General features: G+C 76.4%; 24 protein-coding genes and 1 riboswitch. Of the genes, 12 read left to right on the top strand and 12 right to left on the bottom strand.

Annotation, left to right across the window (positions count from 1 at the left end; genetic code table 11):
• Positions 1-162 precede the first annotated feature (162 nt).
• Both NH342_RS23870 and sigE read right to left on the bottom strand, forming a co-directional pair.
• Positions 163-699 (bottom strand): zf-HC2 domain-containing protein, encoded by a 537-nt coding sequence (locus NH342_RS23870; protein WP_308200617.1) that lies wholly within the window; start codon positions 697-699, stop codon positions 163-165.
• Complete coding sequence (sigE, locus tag NH342_RS06000; protein ID WP_308200616.1) at positions 696-1,355, bottom strand: RNA polymerase sigma factor SigE; 660 nt, start codon at positions 1,353-1,355, stop codon at positions 696-698. The genes NH342_RS23870 and sigE overlap by 4 nt, the downstream gene beginning before the upstream one ends.
• Before the next feature lie 114 nt (positions 1,356-1,469).
• Between sigE and NH342_RS05995 the strand changes: the two genes are divergently transcribed.
• On the top strand, positions 1,470-2,144 hold the full coding sequence (locus NH342_RS05995) for a class I SAM-dependent methyltransferase (RefSeq protein WP_253012668.1): 675 nt from the start codon (positions 1,470-1,472) through the stop codon (positions 2,142-2,144).
• A gap of 16 nt (positions 2,145-2,160) precedes the next feature.
• On the opposite strand, the gene NH342_RS05990 is transcribed toward NH342_RS05995, so the two are convergent.
• Positions 2,161-2,661 (bottom strand): 2'-5' RNA ligase family protein, encoded by a 501-nt coding sequence (locus NH342_RS05990; protein WP_253012666.1) that lies wholly within the window; start codon positions 2,659-2,661, stop codon positions 2,161-2,163.
• Entirely contained in the window at positions 2,658-3,881 is a 1,224-nt protein-coding gene (gene glgC, locus NH342_RS05985; protein WP_253012657.1) for a glucose-1-phosphate adenylyltransferase, read from the bottom strand. The genes NH342_RS05990 and glgC overlap by 4 nt, the downstream gene beginning before the upstream one ends.
• A gap of 89 nt (positions 3,882-3,970) precedes the next feature.
• Here glgC and NH342_RS05980 point away from each other — a divergent pair, with 89 nt between their 5' ends.
• The 6 genes from NH342_RS05980 (at position 3,971) to NH342_RS05955 (ending at position 9,655) form a co-directional block, all read left to right on the top strand.
• Positions 3,971-4,531, top strand: coding sequence for a hypothetical protein (locus NH342_RS05980; RefSeq protein ID WP_253012654.1), 561 nt, complete (start codon positions 3,971-3,973; stop codon positions 4,529-4,531).
• A 29-nt stretch (positions 4,532-4,560) separates the two neighbouring features.
• Entirely contained in the window at positions 4,561-5,733 is a 1,173-nt protein-coding gene (glgA, locus tag NH342_RS05975; RefSeq protein ID WP_253012651.1) for a glycogen synthase, read from the top strand.
• Positions 5,734-5,777: 44 nt separating this feature from the next.
• A riboswitch (cobalamin riboswitch) is annotated at positions 5,778-5,835 on the top strand.
• Between the two features lie 96 nt (positions 5,836-5,931).
• The gene (locus NH342_RS05970) at positions 5,932-6,867 is read left to right on the top strand and encodes an ABC transporter substrate-binding protein (protein ID WP_253012648.1); all 936 of its coding nucleotides are present in this window, start codon (positions 5,932-5,934) and stop codon (positions 6,865-6,867) included.
• Between the two features lies 1 nt (position 6,868).
• The gene (locus NH342_RS05965) at positions 6,869-7,882 is read left to right on the top strand and encodes an iron ABC transporter permease (protein WP_253012645.1); all 1,014 of its coding nucleotides are present in this window, start codon (positions 6,869-6,871) and stop codon (positions 7,880-7,882) included.
• Positions 7,879-8,655 carry an ABC transporter ATP-binding protein gene (locus NH342_RS05960; protein ID WP_253012642.1) on the top strand — a complete coding sequence of 259 codons (777 nt, stop codon included), beginning with the start codon at positions 7,879-7,881 and terminating at the stop codon, positions 8,653-8,655. Before NH342_RS05965 ends, NH342_RS05960 begins: the two co-directional genes overlap by 4 nt.
• Before the next feature lie 19 nt (positions 8,656-8,674).
• Positions 8,675-9,655 (top strand): MsnO8 family LLM class oxidoreductase, encoded by a 981-nt coding sequence (locus NH342_RS05955; protein WP_253012639.1) that lies wholly within the window; start codon positions 8,675-8,677, stop codon positions 9,653-9,655.
• On the opposite strand, the gene NH342_RS05950 is transcribed toward NH342_RS05955, so the two are convergent.
• Both NH342_RS05950 and NH342_RS05945 read right to left on the bottom strand, forming a co-directional pair.
• Positions 9,624-10,598 carry an App1 family protein gene (locus NH342_RS05950; RefSeq protein ID WP_253012636.1) on the bottom strand — a complete coding sequence of 325 codons (975 nt, stop codon included), beginning with the start codon at positions 10,596-10,598 and terminating at the stop codon, positions 9,624-9,626. The two genes, NH342_RS05955 and NH342_RS05950, sit on opposite strands and share 32 nt — an antisense overlap.
• Positions 10,595-11,335 (bottom strand): alpha/beta fold hydrolase, encoded by a 741-nt coding sequence (locus NH342_RS05945; protein ID WP_253012633.1) that lies wholly within the window; start codon positions 11,333-11,335, stop codon positions 10,595-10,597. Before NH342_RS05945 ends, NH342_RS05950 begins: the two co-directional genes overlap by 4 nt.
• A 33-nt stretch (positions 11,336-11,368) precedes the next feature.
• On the opposite strand from NH342_RS05945, the gene NH342_RS05940 reads away from it, so the two are divergent.
• Together NH342_RS05940 and NH342_RS05935 are read left to right on the top strand one after the other, a co-directional pair.
• Complete coding sequence (locus NH342_RS05940) at positions 11,369-12,820, top strand: NAD(P)/FAD-dependent oxidoreductase (RefSeq protein WP_253012630.1); 1,452 nt, start codon at positions 11,369-11,371, stop codon at positions 12,818-12,820.
• Between the two features lie 13 nt (positions 12,821-12,833).
• Positions 12,834-13,220: a hypothetical protein gene (locus NH342_RS05935; protein WP_253012627.1), complete on the top strand. Its 387-nt coding sequence runs from the start codon at positions 12,834-12,836 to the stop codon at positions 13,218-13,220.
• Here the strand turns inward: NH342_RS05935 and NH342_RS05930 are convergent, their stop codons facing one another.
• The 6 genes from NH342_RS05930 to NH342_RS05905 all read right to left on the bottom strand — a co-directional run bounded on the left by NH342_RS05930 (position 13,221) and on the right by NH342_RS05905 (position 19,309).
• Positions 13,221-14,669, bottom strand: a complete 1,449-nt coding sequence (locus NH342_RS05930) for a hypothetical protein (RefSeq protein WP_253012624.1) — start codon at positions 14,667-14,669, stop codon at positions 13,221-13,223. It abuts the gene before it with no gap.
• Positions 14,670-14,724: 55 nt separating this feature from the next.
• Complete coding sequence (locus NH342_RS05925; RefSeq protein WP_253012621.1) at positions 14,725-16,422, bottom strand: Rv0909 family putative TA system antitoxin; 1,698 nt, start codon at positions 16,420-16,422, stop codon at positions 14,725-14,727.
• Positions 16,423-16,571: 149 nt separating this feature from the next.
• Positions 16,572-16,739, bottom strand: a complete 168-nt coding sequence (locus NH342_RS05920; RefSeq protein WP_082522773.1) for a DUF3117 domain-containing protein — start codon at positions 16,737-16,739, stop codon at positions 16,572-16,574.
• Between the two features lie 123 nt (positions 16,740-16,862).
• Complete coding sequence (locus NH342_RS05915) at positions 16,863-17,420, bottom strand: DNA-3-methyladenine glycosylase I (protein ID WP_253012618.1); 558 nt, start codon at positions 17,418-17,420, stop codon at positions 16,863-16,865.
• Positions 17,421-17,450: 30 nt separating this feature from the next.
• Positions 17,451-18,305, bottom strand: coding sequence for an ABC transporter permease (locus NH342_RS05910; protein WP_253012613.1), 855 nt, complete (start codon positions 18,303-18,305; stop codon positions 17,451-17,453).
• Positions 18,302-19,309, bottom strand: a complete 1,008-nt coding sequence (locus NH342_RS05905; protein ID WP_253012610.1) for an ATP-binding cassette domain-containing protein — start codon at positions 19,307-19,309, stop codon at positions 18,302-18,304. The genes NH342_RS05910 and NH342_RS05905 overlap by 4 nt, the downstream gene beginning before the upstream one ends.
• 50 nt (positions 19,310-19,359) lie before the next feature.
• Between NH342_RS05905 and NH342_RS05900 the strand changes: the two genes are divergently transcribed.
• The 3 genes from NH342_RS05900 (at position 19,360) to NH342_RS05890 (ending at position 22,781) form a co-directional block, all read left to right on the top strand.
• A complete protein-coding gene (locus NH342_RS05900; RefSeq protein ID WP_253012607.1) occupies positions 19,360-19,986 on the top strand; it encodes a TetR/AcrR family transcriptional regulator C-terminal domain-containing protein in 627 nt (208 codons plus the stop codon).
• An 11-nt stretch (positions 19,987-19,997) separates the two neighbouring features.
• Positions 19,998-21,065 (top strand): NAD-dependent epimerase/dehydratase family protein, encoded by a 1,068-nt coding sequence (locus NH342_RS05895; RefSeq protein WP_253012604.1) that lies wholly within the window; start codon positions 19,998-20,000, stop codon positions 21,063-21,065.
• 102 nt (positions 21,066-21,167) lie between these two features.
• Positions 21,168-22,781: an HNH endonuclease signature motif containing protein gene (locus NH342_RS05890; protein ID WP_253012601.1), complete on the top strand. Its 1,614-nt coding sequence runs from the start codon at positions 21,168-21,170 to the stop codon at positions 22,779-22,781.
• The last annotated feature ends 8 nt before the right edge of the window (positions 22,782-22,789 follow it).

The following is a 22,789-nucleotide window of genomic DNA, read 5'->3' as shown; positions in this document are numbered from 1 at the left end:
AGAAGGACCCGACCACGTCGGCCGGCCGCCCGAACGCGGCGGCCTGCTCGGGCGGCGCGGGCGGCGGCCGGTGCGGACCGGACGGGGTGGTGGCGCTCCGCTCGAAGGGGCCCTCGGCGCCGGGCGGGCGGGCGTAGCCGTCGTCGTCGGCCGGGCGCTCGCTCAGGGCGTGCCGCCGTCGAGGTCGGCGCCGACCGAGACGGTGCGCACGACCGGCGGGACGATCTCGGTGCGTTCGCCGACCGTGCTGACGGGGAGGCCGGGGTCGGTGCGGGCGACCTGGCCGGCGGTGGCGCCGGTGGGCAGGTTGACCGCGAGCGCGACCACCCCGATGCCGATGCCGGCCAGCCCGGCGGCGACACCGCGGCGCAGCCAGCGTGCCTGGCCCGGGCGCTGCGGGGTCTCCTGCGGGGCCAGCTGCTCGGCGAAGACCGGGCCCGAGCCGCCGAAGCCGCCCGAGGACGACACGTCGGCGGTGAACGGGATGGCCTGCAGCCTGCTCATCAGGTCACCGGGGACGGCGACCTCGCGGCTGGTGTGCAGCGCCGCCTTGGCCTCCCGCTGGGCCTCGACGGCGAAACGGCACTGCGCGCACCCGGACAGGTGCCGTGCAGCCCGGGCGGCGGCCGTGCCCGACAGCTCGCCGTCGACCAGCGCCGCGATGGCCTCCTGCGCCAGGTGGCTCACGGGGATGTTCACCGCATGCCCTCCTCCAGGACCGGGCGCCGACCGGGCGCCATGTGGGCGAGGGCCTCGCGCAGCTGCACGCGGCCGCGGTGGATGCGGCTGCGCACCGTGCCGAGCTTGATCCCGAGGGTGGCCGCGATCTCCTCGTAGGTGAGGCCCTCGATGTCGCACAGGACCACGGCCACGCGGAACTCCGGCGACAGCGCGTCGAGCGCCGCCTGCACCTGGGGGTCCAGGTGGGTGTCGGTGTAGACCTGCTCGGGGCTGGGGGCCGTGCCCGGCAACCGCTCGGTGTCCTCGGGCAGGGCGTCGAAGCGGATCCGCTGCCGGCGCCGGACCATGTCCAGGAACAGGTTGGTGGTGATGCGGTGCAGCCAGCCCTCGAAGGTGCCCGGGGAGAAGTCGGCCAGGGAGCGGAACACCCGGACGAAGGTCTCCTGCGTCAGGTCCTCGGCGTCGTGGGCGTTGCCCGACAGCCGGTAGGCCAGCCGGTAGACGCGCGCCGAGTGGTCGCGGACGACCTGCTCCCAGGTCGGCGCGACCCAGGTGTCGGTGGCGGGCACGGGCTCGGTCACCTCTCCAGGATCGCAGACGGCGACGGCCCGGGCCTGCTCGCGGGGGGACGTTCGGGGGTCGGTCGACTCGGACGAGGGACGCTTCAGGCGCACACCCGGACCAACGGTCGGGCCGGCCCCCCGTGTTCCCGTGCGCGGCCGGGGCACAGGTGGTGCACAGCCCGGCTCGCTGCGCCCCCGCCGGCCCGGGCGCACTACCCTCGCCCGGTGACCACCGCCGCCGGACCGCCGCCCACGGGCGGCCCGACCCCCGACGCGGCGGCCTACGCCGACACCTTCGCCGCCGAGACGCCTGCCCTCGTCGCCGCCCGGCACCGGGCCACCGCCGCGGTCGGCGCGCTGGGCACGGTCGCCCCGGTCGAGCCGGCGGTCGGCGCGACGCTGGCCGTGCTGGCCGCGGGCGTCGGTGCGCGGTCGGTGGTCACCATCGGCGGCGGTGGTGGCGTCGCCGGGCTCTGGCTGCTGCAGGGCATGCGTCCGGACGGCGTGCTCACCGCCCTGGACGCCGACCCGACCGAGCTGCGCGCGGCCCGCCGCACCTTCACCGACGCCGGCCTGCCCAGCGGCCGCACCCGGCTGATCTTCGGCACCCTGGCCGAGGTGCTGCCCCGGTTGTCCACCGGCGCCTACGACCTGGTCTGCTGCGCCGGCCCGCCGGCGGAGTACAGCAAGCAGCTGCCCGCCCTGCTGGGCCTGGTCCGCACCGGCGGATCCCTGGTCATGCACGGCATCAGCGCCTCCGCCGTCGCCGACCGGTCCCAGCGCGACCCGCAGACGGTGGCCTGGCGGGAACTGGTGCGCGCGGTGAAGGACGACGAGGACCTGGTCCGCGCGGTGGTCCCGGTCGGGGCCGGCCTGCTGGTCGCCACCAAGCGCAGCTGAGCTACCCGAAGGCGACCTACCCGAAGACGTAGCGGGCGAGCGGTGACCAGGGGCCGCCCTCGTAGCGCCAGAGCCCGAGGCCCGCGGCAGGCACCGGGTAGGGCTCGAACCCGGCGGCCAGGTCGCCGTGCAGGGCCCGCGCCGCGGCCGGGGTGACCTTGTTCTGCACGGTGACGTGCGGGTGCCGCCACTGCGCGTCCTGCCGGGTCAGCCACGGCGCCCACCGGCGGGCCAGCGCCGTCCGCAGGTCGACGACGTCGTCCGAGCGCAGGTCGTAGGCGACTCCCCGGCCCAGCAACCGGACCCCGGCCACCTCGACCTCGAACCCCGGCCGGTCGGCGGCGGCCGCCAGGTCGGCGCGCACGGCGTCCTCGTGCTCCCCCGGGACGGCGTGGAACAGCGTCACGTGCGCGCCGACGACCAGCCGGTCGGCCGGGAAGTGCCGGGCGCGGAGCTCGTCGAAGCGCTGCTGGGCCTCCTCGGCGACCAGCAGCGTGACGACCAGCGGTGCGGTCAATCGACGATGGCGCGCGCGCCCTTGCCCAGGACGGTCACGCCGCCGGCGCTGACGTGGTAGCGCGCCCGGTCCGCCTCGTGGTCGACCCCGATGCGGGCGAAGGGCGGGACGACGACGTTCTTGTCCAGGATCGCCCGCCGGACGACGGCGCCCTCGCCGATGTGCACGCCGTCCATGAGCACGCTGTCCTCGACGTAGCTGGCGCCGTCCACCCGCACCCCGGGACTGACCACCGAGCCCCGCACGGTGCCGCCGGCGACGATGACCCCGGCGCTGACCATGGAGTCCTCGGCCCGGCCACCCAGCACGAACTTCGCCGGCGGCAGCTGCGGCGGCAGCGTGTAGATCGGCCACCGGTCGTTGTAGAGGTTGAAGATCGGCGACACCGAGCGCAGGTCCATGTGCGCGTCGAAGTAGCTGTCCATGGTCCCCACGTCGCGCCAGTAGCCGTGGTCGCGCTCGGTGGCGCCGGGCACCTTGTTGGTCGTGAAGTCGTAGACCCAGGCCTCGCCCTTGTCCGCGAGCATCGGCATGATCGAGCCGCCCATGTCGTGCACCGACGAGTCGTCCTCGGCGTCGGCGCGCAGGGCCTCCAGCAGCGCCTCGGTGGTGAACACGTAGTTCCCCATCGAGGCGAAGACCTCCTCCGGCGAGTCCGGCAGACCCGGCGGGTCGGCAGGCTTCTCCAGGAAGCTCTTCACCTTGCCCTCGGCGGTGGCGTCGATGACGCCGAACTGGTCGGCCTCGCGGCGCGGGACCCGCAGGCCCGCCACGGTCACCCCCGCGCCGGTCTGCAGGTGCTGGTCGATCATCTGCGCCGGGTCCATCCGGTAGACGTGGTCGGCACCGAAGACGACGACGATCTCCGGGCGGGCGTCGTGGATGAGGTTCAGCGACTGGAAGATCGCGTCGGCGCTGCCGGTGAACCAGCGCGGGCCGAGCCGCTGCTGCGCGGGCACCGGGGTGATGTAGTTGCCCAGCAGGCTGCTCATCCGCCACGTGGTGGTGATGTGCCGGTCCAGCGAGTGGCTCTTGTACTGGGTGAGCACCGCGATCTGCCGGATCTCGGCGTTGACCAGGTTGCTCAGCACGAAGTCCACGAGCCGGTAGTTGCCGCCGAAGGGCACGGCCGGTTTGGCCCGGTCCTGGGTGAGGGGCGACAGGCGCTTGCCCTCGCCACCAGCCAGGACGATGCCGAGGATCCGCGGGCTGCCACGCATGTGGTGAACCTAACGGCTGCACAGGTCCCGCGCGTGCCCGGTCCGCGCGGGGTCCCCGGCCCGCCGGCACCGTCGGTCAGAATGGGCCGGTGAAGCTGACCCGCGCCGTCCCCCGCAGCGTGGCGATCGAGACCGCCCGCCGGGCGGCCGACGCAGCCCTGGAGCGGACCCTCGCCGACCTGCGCACCGCCGTCGGACGCGAGGTCGGGGTCCACGACTGCCTGGTGGTGTTCCGGCTGCAGCGCAGCCTGGACGCCCTCGGCCTGGCCGGTGTCGACCTGGTGGTCGGGGGCGCGACGACGTCGCTGACCCCGGTGGGCGCCGAGCTGGCCGGGTGGACCGAGCTCTACGGCGACCTGCTCGAGTGCATCGGCCGCTGGACCCTCACCCCCTGCCCCGAGGGCCTGGTCATCGGCCTGCACCGCGGCCGGGCCGACGTCGTCGGCTACCCCGGGGAGCACTGCGACCACTGGGACGGCGGCCCCGACCTCGCCGTCGAGCACCCCGCCCCCGACCCGCTGACCACGCTGGACGAGGCGCCCTTCCCCGACTGCTGCGCCGGCCACCGGGTGCACGCCGCGCTCGAGGCCCTCGGCACACCGGCCCCCAGCGTCCGCGGCGACTTCGACTGCGACGACCCGCAGGACTGATCCCGGCCCGGCGCACTAGGTTCTGCGCCATGCGCGTGGGAGTCGTCACCCGGGAGTGGCCGCCGGACGTCTACGGGGGTGCCGGCGTCCACGTCGAGCACCTGGTCGCCGCGATGCGCGGGCTGGCCGGTGGCCCCGACATCGACGTGCACTGCTTCGGCGGGCCGCGCACCGACGCCACCGCGCACGCCGTCCCGGCCGGGCTGGCCGACGCCAACGGCGCGCTGCAGGCGGTCGGCGTGGACGTCGAGATCGCTGCCGCGCTCGGCTCGGCCGACGTCGTGCACTCCCACACCTGGTACGCCAACCACGCCGGCCAGCTCGCCTCGCTGGTGCACGGTGTCCCGCACGTGGTCACCGCGCACTCCCTGGAGCCGCGGCGGCCGTGGAAGGCCGACCAGCTGGGCGGGGGTTACCGGCTGTCCAGCTGGGTCGAGCGCACCGCCTACCTGGCCGCCGACGCGGTCATCGCGGTCAGCCACGGCATGCGCACCGACGTGCTGGACGCCTACCCCGACCTCGACCCGGACCGGGTGCAGGTGGTCGGCAACGGCGTGGACGCCGAGGCCTACCGCCCGGTGCACGACGACGACGTGGTCCGCGGGCTCGGCGTGGACCCGGCCCGGCCCTACGCGTTGTTCGTCGGCCGGATCACCCGGCAGAAGGGCCTGGTGCACCTGCTGGCCGCCGCCGAGCAGCTGCCCCCCGAGGCTGGTCTGGTGCTGTGCGCCGGCGCCGCGGACACCCCGGCCGAGCGGCAGCAGGTCGCCGACGCGGTCGTGGAGCTGCAGCGCCGCCGCACCGGCGTCGTCTGGATCGAGGAGATGCTGCCGCGGGAGAAGCTCGTCCCGCTGATCACCGGCGCGACGGTCTTCGTCGTCCCCTCGGTGTACGAGCCGCTGGGCATCGTGAACCTGGAGGCCGCGGCGTGCGGCACCGCCGTGGTCGCCTCCGCCGTCGGCGGCATCCCCGAGGTGGTCGCCGACGGACGCACGGGGCTGCTGGTGCCCTACGACGAGCACGACCCGGCCGGGTTCGCGGCCGGGCTGGCCGCGCGGATGTCCGAGCTGCTGGCCGACCCCGACCGGGCGGCCGGCATGGGGGCCGCCGGCCGCGACCGGGTGCTCGCGGAGTTCGGCTGGCCGGCCATCGCCGAGCAGACCGTGGCCGTGTACGCGCGGGTGCTCGCCGCGCGCGGGTAACGTGCCCCTGCCGGCCGCGAGGCCGGTGACGGAGCGGGAGCGAAGCCGGTGCGAATCCGGCGCTGTCCCGCAACTGTGAGGGGCCCCGGGCCCCGAGCCAGGTCGCCTGCCGCCCCGTCCTGCCACCGACCCCCGCGGAGCGGGTCGCGCAGTCGGGCTCCCCCGTCGGCGACCGCTCCGCCCGCCGCAGGAGCTCCCGTGCCCCGTCGCCCGATCCTCGCCGTCCTCCTCGGGACCGTGCTCGCCCTCGCCGGCTGCTCCGGCGGCGGTGACCCCGCCCCGTCCGCGGCCCCGTCCTCGTCGGCCGCCGACGGCGCCTTCCCGGTCACCGTCACCGGCGACACCGGCGAACTCACCCTGGACGCCGCCCCCGAGCGGATCGTGTCGATGTCGGCCTCGGCCACCGAGACGCTGTTCGCCATCGACGCCGGGGACCAGGTCGTCGCCGTCGACAGCACCTCCACCTACCCCGAGCAGGCGCCGGTCACCGATCTGTCGGCCTTCACGCCCAACGCCGAGGCGATCGCCGGCTACGAGCCCGACCTGGTCGTCATCAGCGACGACATCGACGGCCTGGCCGCGAACCTGGACACCCTGGGCATCCCGGTGCTGCAGCTGGGCGCCGCGGAGTACCTGGACGACGCCTACGCGCAGATGACGACGCTGGGCGACGCCACCGGGCACCGCGACGAGGCCGAGGACCTGGTGCAGTCGACGAAGGACCGCATCGACGCCGCGGTCGCCGCGGCCGGCGGCGCCGGCGGCGCCGGCGAGGGCCTGTCGGTCTACCACGAGCTGGACCCCACCGGGTACTCCGCGACCCGCAGCACGTTCGTCGGCGGCATCTACTCCCTGTTCGGTCTGGCCAACATCGCCGACGCCGCCGGCCAGGACACCGGCTACCCGCAGCTGTCGGCGGAGTACGTCGTCGACGCCGCACCCGACGTCGTCGTCCTCGCCGACACCGTGTGCTGCGGCCAGGACGCCGCCACGTTCGCCGCCCGCCCGGCCTTCGACACGATCCCCGCGGTCCGCGACGGCCGGGTGCTGGCCGCCGACGACGACGTCGCCTCCCGGTGGGGACCGCGGATCGCCGACCTCGCCGAGCAGGTGTCGCAGACCCTGCAGGGCTGAGGTGCGGGCCCGACCTGCGCTGCACCTGGCCGGCGCCGGTGCGGTGCTGGTCGCGGTGGTGCTGCTCGGCGTCGGGGTCGGGGCGCTGCCGCTGGCCCCGGGGCCGGTGCTGGCCACCCTCGCCGACCGCGCGGTGCGCCCCCTCGGCGGCTCGGTCGACGGTGGACTGGGCACGGTGCAGGCCGCGGCGCTGCTGCAGCTGCGGCTGCCGCGGGTGGTCCTCGCCGTGCTGGTCGGCGGCGCCCTGGCGGTGGCCGGTGCCGCCTACCAGGGCGTGTTCCGCAACCCACTGGCCGACCCGTACCTGCTCGGCGCGGCCGCCGGTGCGGGCCTGGGCGCCACCCTGGTGATCGCCTACGCCCCCGGCTCCGGCACGGTCCCGGTGGCGGCGTTCGTCGGCGCGCTGGTCGGGGTGGGTGCCTCCTTCGCCCTGGGGACGGCGGCCGGCGGCTCGTCGTCGGCGACGCTGCTGCTGGCCGGGGTCGCGGTGGCGTCGTTCCTCGCCGCCGCGCAGACGCTGGTGCAGCAGCGCAACGCCGAGGACCTGCAGCAGGTGTACGGCTGGCTGCTGGGCCAGCTCGGCCGGGCGTCGTGGTCGCAGGTGCTGCTGGTCCTGCCCTACCTCGGCGTGGCGGTCGCCGTCCTGCTGGTCTGCGGGCGGGCGCTGGACGTGCTCGCGGTCGGGGACGACGAGGCGCGCTCCCTGGGGGTGCACCCGGGTCGGCTGCGGCTGCTGGTGGTGGTCGCGGCGTCGCTGGCCACGGCGTCGGCGGTCGCGGTCAGCGGGCTGATCGGGTTCGTCGGGCTCGTCGTGCCGCACGTGGCCCGCAAGCTCGTCGGCGGGGCGCACCACGTGCTGCTGCCGATGTCGCTGCTGACCGGCGGGGCGTTCCTGGTGCTCGCGGACCTGGTCGCGCGCACCGTGCTGGCGCCTGCCGAGCTGCCCCTGGGCGTGGTGACCGCCTTCGTCGGCGCCCCGTTCTTCGCCGCGCTGCTGTGGAGCCGGCGCCGGTGAGCGCGGGGCTGGAGGTCACCGGGCTGGGCGTGCGGCTGGGCCGGGCGCAGGTGCTCGCCGACGTCGGGCTCGCGGCCGCCCCGGGCTCGTGGACGGCGGTCATCGGTCCCAACGGCGCCGGCAAGTCGACCCTGCTGCGGGCGGTGCTCGGGGTGGTGGCCCACCGCGGCACGGTGCGCTGGGACGGCGCCGGCCTGGACACCCTGCCGCGCCGGGAGCGGGCCCGCCTGCTCGCCTACGCCCCCCAGCTGCCGGTGCTGCCCGAGGCCGTCACGACCCGGGACTACGTGGCGCTGGGCCGCACCCCGCACCGGGCCCTGCTGGCCGCACCACGGGCCGCCGACCGGGCCGTGGTCGAGGAGACGATGGCGCGCCTGGAGCTCGACGCGCTGGCCGACCGGGTGCTGACGACGCTGTCCGGTGGCGAGCAGCAGCGCGCCGTGCTCGCCCGGGCGCTGGCCCAGCAGCCGCGGGTGCTGCTGCTGGACGAGCCCACCGCGGCGCTGGACCTCGGGCACGCCCAGCAGGTGCTCGACCTGGTCGACCGGCTGCGCCGCACCGACGGGCTCACCGTGCTCTCCACCCTGCACGACCTCTCCCTGGCCGGGCAGTACGCCGACCGGCTGGTGCTGCTCGCCCGCGGCCGGGTCGTCGCCGACGGCACCCCCACCCAGGTGCTCACCGCCGAGGCGCTGCGCACCCACTACGGCGCGCGCGCCTCCGTCGTCCCCGGCCCCGACGGCCCGGCCGTCCTGCCCGTCCGGCGGGAGTGACCCGGGAGCCGGGTGCGTTGTGCCCGGCGTGGACATCGGGCTCTCGCTGCTGGACCGCACGCGCACCCGGGTCGGGGAGACCGACGCGGACGCCGTCGCGCACACCGTCGAGCGGGCGCGCCGCGCCGAGGCGCTGGGCTACGACCGGTTCTGGGTCGCCGAGCACCACGGCGTCCCCGGGGTGGCCGGGTCGGCGCCCGCGGTGCTGCTCGCCGTCCTGAGCGGGCGGACCTCCCGCATCCGGCTGGGCTCGGCCGGGGTGATGCTGCCGCACCACCAGCCACTGGTGGTCGCCGAGCAGTTCGCCACCCTCGCCGCGGTGGCGCCCGGGCGCATCGACCTGGGGGTCGGCCGCTCCCCCGGGTTCACCGCCCCGGTCCGCCGCGCGCTGCGGCAGGCGGAGACCGACTTCGCCGCCGACCTGGGCGAGCTGCGCGCCCACCTGGAGGGCACGGCCGAGATCACCGCGCACCCGCGGCCGGCCGCCGCCGTCCCGCTGTTCGTGCTCGCCACCGGGCACGGCCTGGACGTCGCCGCACGGCTCGGGCTGCCGGTCGTCGTCGGCGGGCCGGTGCTGCGCGACCCCGAGGAGCCGCTGGACCGCTACCGGCAGGCCTTCCGGCCCTCCGCGCAGAGCCGGGAGCCCTGGGTGGGCATCAGCCTCGACGTGCTGGTGGCCGACACCGACGCCGCCGCCCACGACCTGCTGCTCCCCGAGGCCTGGGCGATGGCGCAGGCACGCACCACCGGCACCTTCCCGCCGCTGCAGCGACCGGCCCCGATGACCGCGGTGCAGCAGCGCCACGCCGAGCAGACGATGGCCGGTGCGCTCGCGGGCACACCGGAGCACGTCGCGCAGCGGCTGGCGGAGCTCGTCGCGCGCACCGGCGCGGCCGAGCTGGTGGCGTCGTCGTCCACCCTGGACCGGGGTGCGCTGGCCGAGTCCGACGCGGCGCTGGCCGAGCTGGTCAGCCCCGCAGCCGTGCCCGCCCGCGGCTGAGCCCCGTGCCGTCGGCGGCCCGCACCACGGGGACGCCGCCGACCCGCTCGACCACCGGCTCGGCGGCGGCGGGGTCGCGCAGCAGGATCTCGGCGACCCGGTCGGGGTGGGCGCGGGCGAACTCCTCGTAGAGCGCCGGGTCGTGCTCGCCGGTGTCACCGACCAGGGTCCAGTCCACCCCGGGGAGGTCCTCGGCCAGCCGCAGCAGCGAGCTGCGCTTGTGCGCCTGGCCGTCGCGGAACCACCGGTCGCGCTGCAGGCCCCAGTCGGTGAGCAGCAGCGCCCCCGGCGGGAAGCCGTGGCGCTCGAGGAAGCGGGCCAGCGGGCCGATCAGGTTCCACGGCCCGTTGGACAGGTAGAGCACCGGCACGTGCTCCTCCCCCGCCGTCACCTCCCGCAGCAGGTCGGCCATGCCGGGGACCGCGCGCCGGTTGCGGCTGCGCTGCACGAAGGTGCGGTAGGCCGCACGCAGCGGGTGCGCGATCTCGGTGACCAGCACCGTGTCGTCGATGTCGCAGACCACGCCGCGGTGCGCGTCGGTGGAGGCCAGGTACGCGGGCGCGGTCGCCGAGCGGTCGCCGGTGGCCATGCGCACGCCGACCTCGGGGCGGCCGTCGAGCGGGCGGTCCACCTCGACCACGGCGTCCAGCAGCCCGTCGTCGTCGCTGGTCAGCCGGCGGCGGGTGCCGGCCACGTCGACGTCCACCGCGGTGCCGGGCGCCTCGAGGGTGAGGAAGCGCTGCCAGCCGGGGATGCGCAGCCGGGACTCCGGGTGCGTGCCGGCCGGGGCGAGCAGCACCCGGCCCAGCACCCGCACCCGCCCGCCGCTGCCGTAGCCGGGGTAGGGGATGGCGACCGGCGTCCAGCCGAAGACCCGGGCGACCCGGGACATCCCGTCCCGCAGACCGGTCTCGGCCCGGTGCAGCACCCCGACGAGGCTCACCGGCAGAACCCCGTGACCGCGTCGGCGAACACCTCGGAGGCGGAGAACACCAGCCCGTGCGGGCCGGGCACCACCTCGAGCCGGCCCTGCGGCAGCCGCCGCGCGAGGTCCTCGCACCATGCCTGACCGGCAACCGTGTCGCGGTCACCGCGCAGCACCAGGGCGGGGACGTCGACCTCGCGCACCGCCTGCTCCTCGGGTCGGCGCAGCGCGTGCCGCAGCACGGCCAGCATGGTCAGCGGACCGGCACACAGGTAGTCGCGGACGGCGACCAGCAGCAGTCGTGGGTCCTCGCGCGGCGCGTCCTGCAGCAGCCGCCAGGCCTGGTGCAGCCAGCTCGGGGCGCTGGGGTCGCGGGTCGGGCCGACCAGCACCAGGTGCGCCACCCCGCCGCGCCGCAGGGTGGCCGCCGCGGCGACCTGCGCACCGAGGGAGTGCCCGACCAGGTCGACCTCGTCCAGGCCCACCGCGTCCATCCAGCGGCACAGCGCGTCGGCCAGCCCGGGGACGCCGAGGGTCCGCCCGGGGCCGTGGGTGCGGCCGTAGCCGGGCAGGTCGGGGGCCAGCGTGCGCCCGCCCGGGCCCAGCAGGTGCAGCGCCGGGACCATCGAGCGGCCGGACATGCCCAGCCCGTGCACCAGCACCAGCGGCCGGCCGCCGGAGCCGGACTCCCGGTGGTGCACCCGGACGGTGCGCCCGGTGCGCAGCCGGACGGGGGTCAACACGTCATCCGGCACCTGCGCACCGTACGTCCACCTACCGTGGGCGGCATGGCTCGCGTGGTGGTGGTCGGCGCCGGGCTCGGCGGGCTGGCGGCCGCGGCCCGGCTGGCCGCCGGGGGTCACCGGGTGACCGTGCTGGAGCAGGGCGCCGAGGTGGGCGGCAAGCTCGGCTGGGTCTCCCGTGACGGGCACGGCTTCGACACCGGCCCGTCCCTGGTCACCCTGCCCCAGGTGTTCCGCGACCTGTTCGACGCCACCGGCGGCCCGCTGCACGACGTCCTGGAGCTGGAGCGGCTGGACCCGGCGGTGGCCTACCGGTTCGCCGACGGCACCCGGCTCACCGTCCCGGGCACGCTCGACGGCGTCCGGGACACCCTGGGCCCGGAGTGGTCGGCGCTGCTGGACCGCGCGGCGGAGATCTGGCGGGTCACCGAGCAGCCCTTCCTCCGCTCCCCGCTGCAGGGCGCCCGGACGCTGGCGAAGCTGGCCCGCTCGGCGTCCGACGTCCGCACCGTCGCGCCCTGGGCGTCGCTGCGCCGGCTCGGCGCGCAGTACCTCACCGACCCGCACCTGCGGATGCTGCTGGACCGCTACGCCACCTACTCCGGCTCCGACCCCCGCCTCGCCCCGGCCGCGCTCGCGACGGTGCCGTGGGTGGAGCAGGCCTTCGGTTCCTGGTACGTGCGCGGCGGGCTGCACCGGCTGCCGCTGGCCGTCGCCGACCGCGCCCGCGAGCGCGGGGCGCAGATCGCGACGTCGACGCCGGTCACCGAGGTCCTCCTCGAGGGCGGCCGGACGGCGGGGGTGCGGCTGGCCGACGGCTCGACCGTGCCCGCCGACGTCGTGGTGGCCAACGTCGACGCCACCGCCCTCTACCGCGACCTGCTGCCGCCGGCCGGCCCGGTGCGCAGGGCCCGCGCCGACCTGCGGAAGGCCACACCGTCCTCCTCGGGGTTCGTGCTGCTGCTCGCGCTCTCGGGCCGGACGCCGGACCTCGCCCACCACACCGTGCTGTTCCCCGACGACTACGACGCCGAGTTCGACGGCCTGTTCGCCGACCCGCGCCCGCTGCCCGACCCGACCGTCTACGTCAGCGCCCCCGACGACCCGGCCACCCGGCCCGACGCCGACAGCGAGTCCTGGTTCGTGCTGGTCAACGCTCCCCGTCACGGGCCGGTCGACTGGGACGCCCCGGGCCTGGCCGACTCCTACGCCGACGACGTGCTGGCGGTGCTGGCCCGCCGCGGGCTGGACGTGCGGGACCGGGTGCGCTGGCGGGAGGTGCGGACGCCGGCGGACCTGGAGCGGGGCACCGGCAGCGTCGGCGGGGCGATCTACGGCACGTCGTCCAACGGCACCACCGCGGCGTTCCTGCGCCCGGCCAACGCCTCGCCGGTGCGGGGGCTCTACCTGGTCGGTGGGTCCTCGCACCCCGGTGGCGGGCTGCCGCTGGTCACCTTGTCGGCCGAGATCGTCGCCGGCCTGGTGGGTCCGGCCTGACAGGATCGCGGCCGTGCCCGTCGTCGTCCGGAGCCACCGCCGGCTCGTGCTGACCCTCGCGGTGCTGGCCGTGCTGATGGGGCTGGGTGCGCTCGCCTCGACCGGCGGGCTGGTGGTCGCCCTCGTCCGGTCCGCCGCCGACGGCGGGCTCGGCTCCGGCCCGGTGCTGCTGAGCGGCTTCCTCGCCGGGGTGCTGGCGATGGGCGCGATGGTGCTGGTGCTGTGCGGCGTGGTGGTCCGGCGCTCGGACCACCAGCGGCTCACCGAGGCCCTGCAGGCCGCCGGGCTGGGCGGCGCCGACGTCGGCCGGCTGTGGTCGGGCCGGCCCGCGCCCACGGGGTCCGGTGTCCTGCTGACCCCAACCCGGTCCCGCGGGCGCCTCGAGCTGCACGCGGACTGATCAGCCGCGGGCGGCGCCCAGCCCCAGGACGGCGGCCAGGCCGAGCGCGCTGCGCGGGGCGTAGGCGGTGCGCCACAGCCCGCCGTGCGCCGCGGCGTTCGCCTCGTCCTGCCACGGCTCCTCGTGCGCGGGGCCGCCGCCGGTGTGCAGGTCGTGCACCAGCAGCGCGGCCATGAGCACGTTGGACGTCGCCGGCTCGAACACCTCCACGCCGAACCGGTGCGCGCCCGCGTAGGCAGCCGCCAGCGCGCGGTTCTTCACCACCGACCGGGTGCGGGTGGGCGGGGCGACGTTCATCGACACCGTCGTCCCCGCCGCCCGTGCGGTCGTCGCGCGCCAGCGCTGCAGCCGCTTGGCCAGCGCGTAGTTCGGGCCCTGCTGCGGCACCAGGCTGTCGGCGATGCCCGGCCCGGTGGCGTCGCGCGGGTGGGCCCGCTGCAGCAACCGGCCGGCGGACACGGTGCGCAGCGGCCGGCCGAGCAGCTTCGCCGTCCGGCCGCGGGCGGCGTAGGCGGCCTGCGAGGCCGCGACCGCCTCCTCGGGGACGACGAACACGTCGGTGGGGGTGGCCAGGAAGGCCAGCGCGAGGTCGGGCCGCTGCCCCGCCAGGCGCAGCGTCAGCGCGTCGACCGCGGCCGACACCCGGACGTTGGTGGCGCCGTCGGCGTAGACGTAGTTGCCGAGCACGGGGACGCCGTCCAGCCCGCCCAGCCAGTCGGCGACCGCGGGCACCTCACCGATCAGGTCGGCCCCTCGGGTGCCGCCCCGGGTGGGCAGCAGCAGGGTGCCCGCGCCGCGGCGGGCGGAGTCGAGCACGCGGTCCCACAGCGGCGGGCGGGGCAGGTCCACCGCGGCCACCCGGGCGCCCCAGCGCAGCAGCGCGGTCAGCGGCCCCATCTCGGCCCCGGCCCCCAGCACCGCGACGGTGCGGCCGGGTAGCGCGAGCCACTCCGGGTGCTCGGCGACCGTGCGGACGGCGGCGGCGCAGCTGGGTTCGACCACCCCGTGGGCGACCCAGCTGTCGAGCTGGTCGGTGAGCTCCGCGCCCCGCAGCCGACGGCCCTGCAGGGGCAGGCTCAGCTCCCGCTCGGGCTCGGCGGTCCCGGTGACGGTCTCGGTCCCGAGGGCCGTGGGCGCGGAGGCGCTGCGCAGGGTGGCCAGCTCCACCTCGGCGCCGTCGACCACGACCCGCAGCTGCCGGTGCACCGAGTCCAACCCCGCGGCGGCGACGGCGAGCGCGGCCTCCCGCGAGCCGAGCCCGGCCTCGGTGGTGCGCCGGACGTGCGGCAGGTACCCGGCGCGCCAGTTGGTCTCGCGCTCGGCCGCGGCGGCACCGGTCGGGTCGACCGGGCGGAGAGCGTCGGCGACCACCCGGCGGCCGGTGCCCGACGTGCTGCGCCGTCCGTCCGGGCCGGTCGGGAAGACGACGCCGTGCTGATGCTCGCTCACCGGGCGAGCATGCCGCACCCCGCGGGCCGGGGGCAGCCGGCCCGCGGGGGATCGATCAGCGCTCGTCGCCGCCGGAGCCGATGCGGTCGTCGAGGGCGTCGCGGCCCTTGTCGATCTGGTCGGCGTGCCCCCCGGCGCGGCCCTCGGCGAACTCCGCGCCCTTGTCCAGCGCGCTGTCGCTGGCCTGCTCGCCCTTGTCGCTGTTCAGGAAGTCCTTGGCCTTGTCGCCCAGTCCTGCCATGATGTCGCCTCCTCGCCGGCCGCTGTGGGCAGCCGATCCGGTCACGCCTGGTGGCGCGGCTCCGCCCTCCCCCGTGCCCGGTCGGGCTGGGTCCGACACCCCGGCCTCCAACCAGCGCAGCAGGGTGCGGACGGTGAACCCGGTGCCGCCCTTGACCACCTCGGCGGCGTCCCCGGCGGCCCGCGCGGGTCCGGCGACGTCCAGGTGCGCCCACCGCAGCCCGCCGGTGAACGGCTGCAGGAACAGCGCCGCCGTGGTGGCCCCGGGTGCACCAGGGCTGTTGTTCGCGTCGGCGACCGGGCTGTCCAGCTGGGCGCGCAGGTGGCCGACGTGCTCCTCGGTCAGCGGCATCCGCCACCACGGCTCGCCGGCCGCCGCACCCCCGGCGAGCAGGTCGGCCGCCAGGGTGTCGTCGGTGGTGAACAGCGCGCCGGTGCGGGCCCCGAGCGCGGTGCGCGCGGCGCCGGTGAGGGTGGCGACGTCGACCAGCACGTCGGCGGCGAGCTCCAGCCGGGCGTGCGCGAGGGCGTCGGCGAGCACCAGCCGACCCTCGGCGTCGGTGCTGCGGACCTCGGTGGTGCGCCCGCCGACGTGGGTGAGGACGTCCCCGGGCCGGTAGGCCGCGCCCGACACGGAGTTCTCGGCGAGCGGGACGAGGGCGGTCACCCGCACCGGCAGCGCCAGCCGGGCCACCGCGTCCAGCACGGCGAGGACCGCGGCGCCACCGGCCATGTCGGTGTGCATGTACCGCATCCCGGCGGTGGTCTTGATCGAGATGCCACCGGTGTCGAACGTGATGCCCTTGCCGACCAGCACCACGTGCGGCCGCAGTGCGGTCGCCGGCACGTAGGTCGCCAGCACCAGCCGCGGTGGGCGGTCCGAGCCCCCACCGACGGCCAGCAGGCCGCCGAACCCGGCGGCCCGCAGCTGGCGGGGACCGAGCACGGTGGTCCCGACCCGGTCGTGGACGGCGAAGCGGTCGCGGGCCTGCTCGGCGACCCAGGCGGGGTCGGCGGTGTCGGGCGGGGTGTTGACCAGGTCGCGGGCCCAGAGGACGGCGGCCGCGGTGACCAGTCCGCGGTGCAGGGCGTCGACCGCGACCGGCCCGGCGCCGGGCACGACCAGCACGACGCGGGTCAGCCGCGGCGGGTGCGGGGCCGAGGTGAGCCGGAACCGGTAGCCGGCCAGGAGCACGGCCTCCGCGGCGACCCGGACGGCCTCGGGGTCGGCGCCCGCGGGCAGCGGGAGCACCAGCCGGGTGGCCCCGTGCTCGGCCAGGGTCTGCGCCCGCCGGACCGCGATCGCGACGTAGGACCGCAGGTGCGCGGGGGTGGCGTCCCCGACACCGACCGCGACCAGCGCGCGGGGTTGCCGGCCGGGTACCGGCAGGTTGGTGATGCCGCCCGGGCGCCCCCCGTTGCCGGTGTCGGCGAGCGCGCCGGCCACCCACGCGGGGTCGAGGTCGGCCGCGGCGAGCCAGCCGGGGAGCGCGCCGCGGGCACCGACCGGCACCGCCAGGACGTCGTCCTCGGTCAGGCGGGGCAGCGAGGTGGCCAGCTTGACCCCGGGATGAGCAGCGGCCCCGGTCGCCGGCGGTGCGCCGGCGGCCGGGGCCGTCCGTCCTGCTGCGGGGTCGGCCGGGGGCCGAGCCGCGGAGCTGGTCAGCTGATCGCGCCCTGGAGCGCCTCGGAGAGCGCCGCCGCCTCGTCGGCGGACAGCTCGACGACGAGCCGGCCACCGCCTTCCAACGGCACGCGCATGACCAGGCCGCGACCCTCCTTGGTGACCTCGAGGGGACCTTCACCCGTACGCGGCTTCATGGCCGCCATGCGTGCCTCCTTCACCGGCCACCCGCGTGCCCGTGGTGGGCGCGCGGTCTGGCTGTTCGTCAGTGCTGAACCAGAGCTGCGCCCATTCTCCCGCATGCCTGGTGCAGGGCCAACACGAGCCCCTCACCCGTCGGGGGTGGCCCCGGCCCGGAAGCAGCCGGCCACGTGGTCGTCGACCATGCCGGTGGCCTGCATCAACGCGTAGGCGGTGGTCGGCCCGACGAAGGCGAAGCCGCGCCGCTTGAGCTCCCGGGCCATCGCGGTGGACTCCGGGGTCACCGCCGGGACGTCGGCCTCGGTCGCCGGGTTCGGCCGGGGCGGCGGCGCGAAGGACCACAGCAGCTGGGACAGCCCGCCCTCGACCCGCTGGGCGGCGCGGGCGTTCCGCCGGGCCGCCTCGATCTTCGCCCGGTTGCGGACGATCCCGGGGTCACCCATCAGCCGCTCCACGTCGGCGTCGGTGAAGGCGGCCACCGCGTCGATGTCGAAACCGGCGAACGCGGCGCGGAAGGCGGGCCGCTTGCGCAGGATGGTGATCCAGGACAGCCCGCTCTGGAACGCCTCCAGGCTCAGCCGCTCGAACAGCGCGTCGTCGCCGTGCAGCGGCACCCCCCACTCCTCGTCGTGGTAGGCGACGTAGTCGGGGGTGCTGGTCGCCCAGCTGCAGCGTCCTGGTTCCACGGGCGGGAAGCTAGCGGGACCCCCCGACACTCACTCCGGGCGGCTGAACAGCCAGGCCGAGACGGCCAGCAGGAGCCCACCGACACCGGCGACCACGACGACGTCCAGCCACACCGGGACCGTCCAGCTCCCCCACCGCAGCGCGACCTCGGCGGCCGCGGCGGAGCCACCGTCCACCGCGTGCAGCACCACCCGGCGGACGGCGTCCACCCCGTAGGTGACCGGGTTGACCAGGGCGAGCCCGTGCAGCCAGGCCGGCAGCGCGCCGGTCACCGGGAAGAACGCACCCGACAGGAACATCAGCGGCGCCAGCAGCAGCTGCACCCGCGGCATCACGGTCTGGATCTGCTGGGCGCGGACGGCGACGAGCAGACCGAGCGAGGTGATCGCGAAGGCCACGACGAACAGCAGCACGACCACGGCCAGCAGCATCAGCGGGTCGTAGGGGACGCCGACCGTCCCGGCCAGGGCGAGCAGCACCAGCGCCTGCAGCGTGGCCACCGTCGCGCCGCCGAGGGCCTTGCCGAGCACGATCGACGTCCGGCTGACCGGGGCGACGAGCATCTCGCGCAGGAACCCGAGCTCGCGGTCCCACACGATGGAGATCGCCGAGAACACCGCGGTGAACATGACCGAGGTGGCCAGCACGCCGGGGAACAGGAACGTCGAGTAGTCGGTCCCGCCGAAGGTGCCCGCGCCGATGCTGGCGCCCAGGCCCTTGCCGAGCACGAACAGGAACAGCAGCGGCTGGGCGAAGGAGGAGATGATCCGGCCGCGGTCGGTGCGGAAGCGGATCAGCTCGCGCAGCCAGACGACCTTGACCGCGCGCAGCTCGTGCCGCGGTCCGCGGGCGGCGACCCGGACCGGGGCGAGGGTGGCGGTCACCGCCGTCCTCCGCGCCCGCCCGCGGCGGCCTGGCGGTCGGCCAGCCGGGCGCCGGTGTAGGCGAGGAAGACGTCGTCCAGGCTGGGCCGGGTGACGCTCACCGCGCGGACGGTGATCCCCAGCTCGAACAGCCGCGGCACGAACTGCTCGCCGTCGGGGGTGAGCACCACCAGGGCGCCGCGCTCCCGGGTGGTCTCGGCACCCAGCCGCTCGCGGACCAGCGCCTCGGCGGCGTCGTCGTCGGCGGTGACCACCCGTACCCGGTCGTGGCCGACGCTGGCCTTGAGCTCCGCCGGGGAACCCAGCGCGCCGACCCGGCCGCCGTCGACGATGGCGATGCGGTCGCAGCGCTCGGCCTCGTCCATGTAGTGCGTGGTCAGGAAGACGGTGATGTCCTCCTCGGCACGCAGCCGGTCGACGTAGTCCCACAGGCCGGCGCGGGACTCGGGGTCCAGGCCGATGGTGGGCTCGTCGAGGAAGAGCACGCGCGGGGAGTGCATGAGGCCGCGGGCGATCTCCAGCCGGCGCTTCATCCCGCCCGAGAAGGTGTTCACCACCGCCGTGCGGCGGTCGGCCAGGCCCACCATCTCCAGGACGGCGTCGGTGCGCGGTGCGACGTCGGCGGGGGCCATGCCGTAGATCTCGGCGTGGAAGCGGAGGTTCTGCTCGGCGGTGAGGTGCCCGTCCAGCGTCGTCTCCTGGAAGACCAGCCCGATGTGCCGCCGGACGTCGTCCTTCTGCGCGACGACGTCGAACCCGGCGACCTGCGCCGAACCACCCGTGGGCCGGACCAGGGTGCAGAGGATCTTGATGGTGGTGGACTTGCCGGCGCCGTTGGGGCCCAGGAACCCGAACAGCTCGCCGGACGGGACGTCGAGGTCGATGCCGCGCACCGCCTCGACGTCCGGGCGCTTCCCCCCGCCCGGGAAGGTCTTGACCAGACCGCGGACCTGCACGGCGGGCTCGCGGTCGACGGCGACCTCGCCCGTATAGGTCCCTAACACTGTTAGAGGCATGGTGCGAGCATGGCCCTAACACCGTTAGGGTGTCAACCGTGCCGCTCAGCAGGGACGACGTCGTCCGCGCCGCCGTCGAGGTGATCGACGAGCGGGGCCTGGGCGGGCTGACCCTGCGCGGGCTGGCCACCCGGTTGGGCATCAGCGCCCCGACCCTCTACTGGCACGTCACGGACAAGCGGCACCTCCTGGACCTGGTCGCCGAGCACGTGCTGGCACAGCTGCCGGCCCGCCGCGCGCCCGCCGAGGGCGAGCCGCTGGTCGACTGGCTCGCCGACGGCATGCGGGTGCGCCGCGCGGCGATGCTCGCCCACCGCGACAGCGCCCTGGTCGTCGCCGGCAACCGGCCGACCGAGGACGCCATGCCGGCCATCGACGCCACCGTCGCGGTGCTCACCGACGCCGGCCTGTCCCCCGGCGAGGCGGTCCGGGTGCTCACCGCGCTGGGCTCCTTCCTGCTGGGCGACGTGCTGGAGACCCAGGCCGCTCGGGACCGCCCGGTGCCCGACAACCTCGCCGACCCCCGGGCACACCCCCACCTCCGGGCAGCTGCGGCCGACATGGGCGGTGACGACGACCGGTTCGAGGACGGTCTGGCGCTCATGCTCGACGGTCTGCGCGCCCGGCTCGCCGCCCGCGCTGCGACCGGGGTGGCGCCCGTCTAGCGTTCGCCGTCGTGCGCATCCTCGTCACCGGCGGAGCCGGGTTCATCGGCTCCCACGTCGTCGCCGCCCACCTCGAGGCCGGGCACGAGGTGCGGGTGCTCGACGCGCTGCTGCCCGCCGTCCACCCGGTGTACCCCGGCGGCCCGCCCGGTCTGGACGGCGCCGAGCTGGTGGTCGGCGACGTGCGCGACCCGGCGACCGTCGACCGCGTGCTCGACGGCGTCGAGGCGGTGAACCACCAGGCCGCGATGGTCGGCCTGGGCATCGACGTGCAGGACATGCCGGCCTACGCCGGGATCAACGACCTGGGGACGGCGGTGCTGCTGGCCGGCATGGCGCGCGCCGGCATCGGCCGGCTGGTGTTCGCCAGCTCCATGGTGGTCTACGGCGAGGGCCGGTACGAGTGCGCCGAGCACGGGGTCGTCCCCGCCGCACCGCGACGGCGCGCCGACCTCGACGAGGGACGCTTCGACCCGCCCTGCCCGGTCTGCGGGCGCGAGCTGGCGTGGGGGCGGGTGGGCGAGGAGACCCCGCCGGACCCGCGCAACACCTACGCGGCCACCAAGCTGGCACAGGAGCACCTGTCCTCGGCCTGGGCGCGCTCGACGGGGGGCACCGCGGTGGGGCTGCGCTACCACAACGTCTACGGCCCGCGGATGCCGCGCGACACCTTCTACGCCGGCGTCGCCTCGATCTTCCGGTCCTCGCTGGAGGGTGGGAAGGCGCCGCAGGTCTACGAGGACGGCGGGCAGATGCGCGACTTCGTGCACGTCACCGATGTCGCGCAGGCCAACCTCAAGGCGTACGAGAACCCGCCGGAGGAGTCGACGCTGCGCACCTACAACGTCGCCAGCGGGACCCCGCACACGGTCGGCGACATGGCCCGCGCGCTGGCCGACGCGTTCGGCGGCCCGGCGCCCGAGGTCACCGGCCAGTACCGCATCGGCGACGTCCGGCACGTGGTGGCCAGCCCGTCCCGGGCCCAGGACGAGCTGGGGTACGCCGCCGCCGTCAGCTTCGAGGACGGCATGCGGGAGTTCGCGACCGCCGAGCTGCGGGCCGCACCCCAGCAGCCCTGACCACCCGGGGGCGTTTCCGCGGAAACGCCCCCGCCGGTTCTGTCGGACCCCCGTGCCACTGTTCGCACACCTGTTCGAACACGTTGCCGCGAGGTGGTCCCTGTGCCTGTCCCGACCGCATCCCCCGCCGACCCGGCGGTGTCCGCGAGCACGGACGACGAGCCGGTCGAGGAGCTCGCCGCCCGGCTGCGTGCCGGGGCCGTGTCGCTCTCCGCCGCCACCGCGGCCTGGCTGCTCCTCGTGGCGGAGTTCGACCGGCGGCGCGGCTGGGCGCTGCCGGGGATCACCTCGTGCGCGCAGTGGCTGTCCTGGCAGTGCGGCATCGGCCCCGGCACCGCCCGTGACCACGTGCGCCTGGCCAGGGCGCTCCCCGGCCTGCCCGAGGTCAGCGACCAGCTGCGGCGGGGGTTGATCTCCTTCGCCAAGGCCCGGGCGATCGCCCGGGTCGCCGACGCCGACACCGAGCCGGTCCTGCTGCGGGTGGCCGAGCACTGCACGGCCGCGCAGCTGGAGAGGGTGGTCGCCGGGTGGCGCCGGTCCGACCGCACGCAGACGGAGATGACGCGGGCCCGGAGCGAGGCCGCCGAGGAGGATGCACGGGACGAGGCGCTGGCCGACGGCGCCTCCGAGGACGACGCCGCGGCCGCCGGACGCCGGGCCGCCGCGGCGGTGTGGCTGGAGGGCTGGGCCGACGGCGCCCACCCCGACCTCCAGGCATCACCGTGGGAGTCGCGGTTCGACTGGCGGGACGAGGGCGACGGCAGTGTCAGCCTCCGCCTGCGGCTGTCCGCGGAGGACGCCGCCGAGCTGGTCGCCGCGGTCGAGCACCGGGCCGAGGTGCTCACCCGCCTCGAGCGGGTCGCCCGCCGGGACCAGGACGGCGACCACGAGCGGGACGGCGACACGGCGCCGGCGGAGGACTGGACGGCCTGGGTCGACGGCGACGACCTGGACGACGAGCGGGCAGCCGGGCGGGGCCTGGAGGCCGCCGACCGCCGCCGCGCCCGGGTGACCGTCGCCCGCACCGCGGCACTGCTCGACCTCGCGCGGGCCGGGGTCGCGGCCGTCGACCACCGGGCCGGGGACCCTGCTCGGCGGGAGGTGCTCATCCGAGTCGACGCCGGGGTGCTGGCCGACGACGCGGCGGCCGGGCAGGCAGCGCTCACCGGGGTCGCCGCCCTCAGCCCGGCCCAGGCACGCCGGCTGGCCTGCGACGCGGCCGTCACCACCGTGCTCGTGCAGGGTGAGCAGGTACTGGCCTGCGGCCGCAGCCGGCGGTTCGCCACGGCCGCCCAGCGCCGGTCACTGCTGGTGCGCGACGGCGGGTGCGCCCGCCCCGGGTGCACCGAGACCCGCCCCGAACGGCTGCACGCCCACCACCTGGTGTCCTGGCTGGCCGGCGGACGAACGGACGTGGACAACCTGGTCCTGCTGTGCGACCGCTGCCACGGTCTGGTCCACGACCTCGGGCTCACCGTCCGGCGCACCCCGGAGGGCCGGTTCACCGCACGGACCGGTGACGGCGCACCGGTGTGGGTGGTCCCCGAGCCCGGGGACGTCACCCCGGCTGCCCCGCCCGTCGAGGGTCTCCCGGCGTCCTGGCGGGCCAACGGCGAGCGGCTGCAGTTCCGCTACGCGCTGGGTGTCCTGCTGGACAACCGCGCCGTGCTGCGCCGTCGTCGCCAGCAGGACCACGCGGCACCCGAGGCTGCCTGACGCCGGCC

The sequence above is a fragment of the Klenkia sp. PcliD-1-E genome, assembly GCF_024124375.1.
GTDB lineage: Bacteria > Actinomycetota > Actinomycetes > Mycobacteriales > Geodermatophilaceae > Klenkia.
The sequence above is the reverse complement of the archived record's forward strand: the minus strand, read 5'-3'. Positions and strand labels throughout refer to the sequence as shown.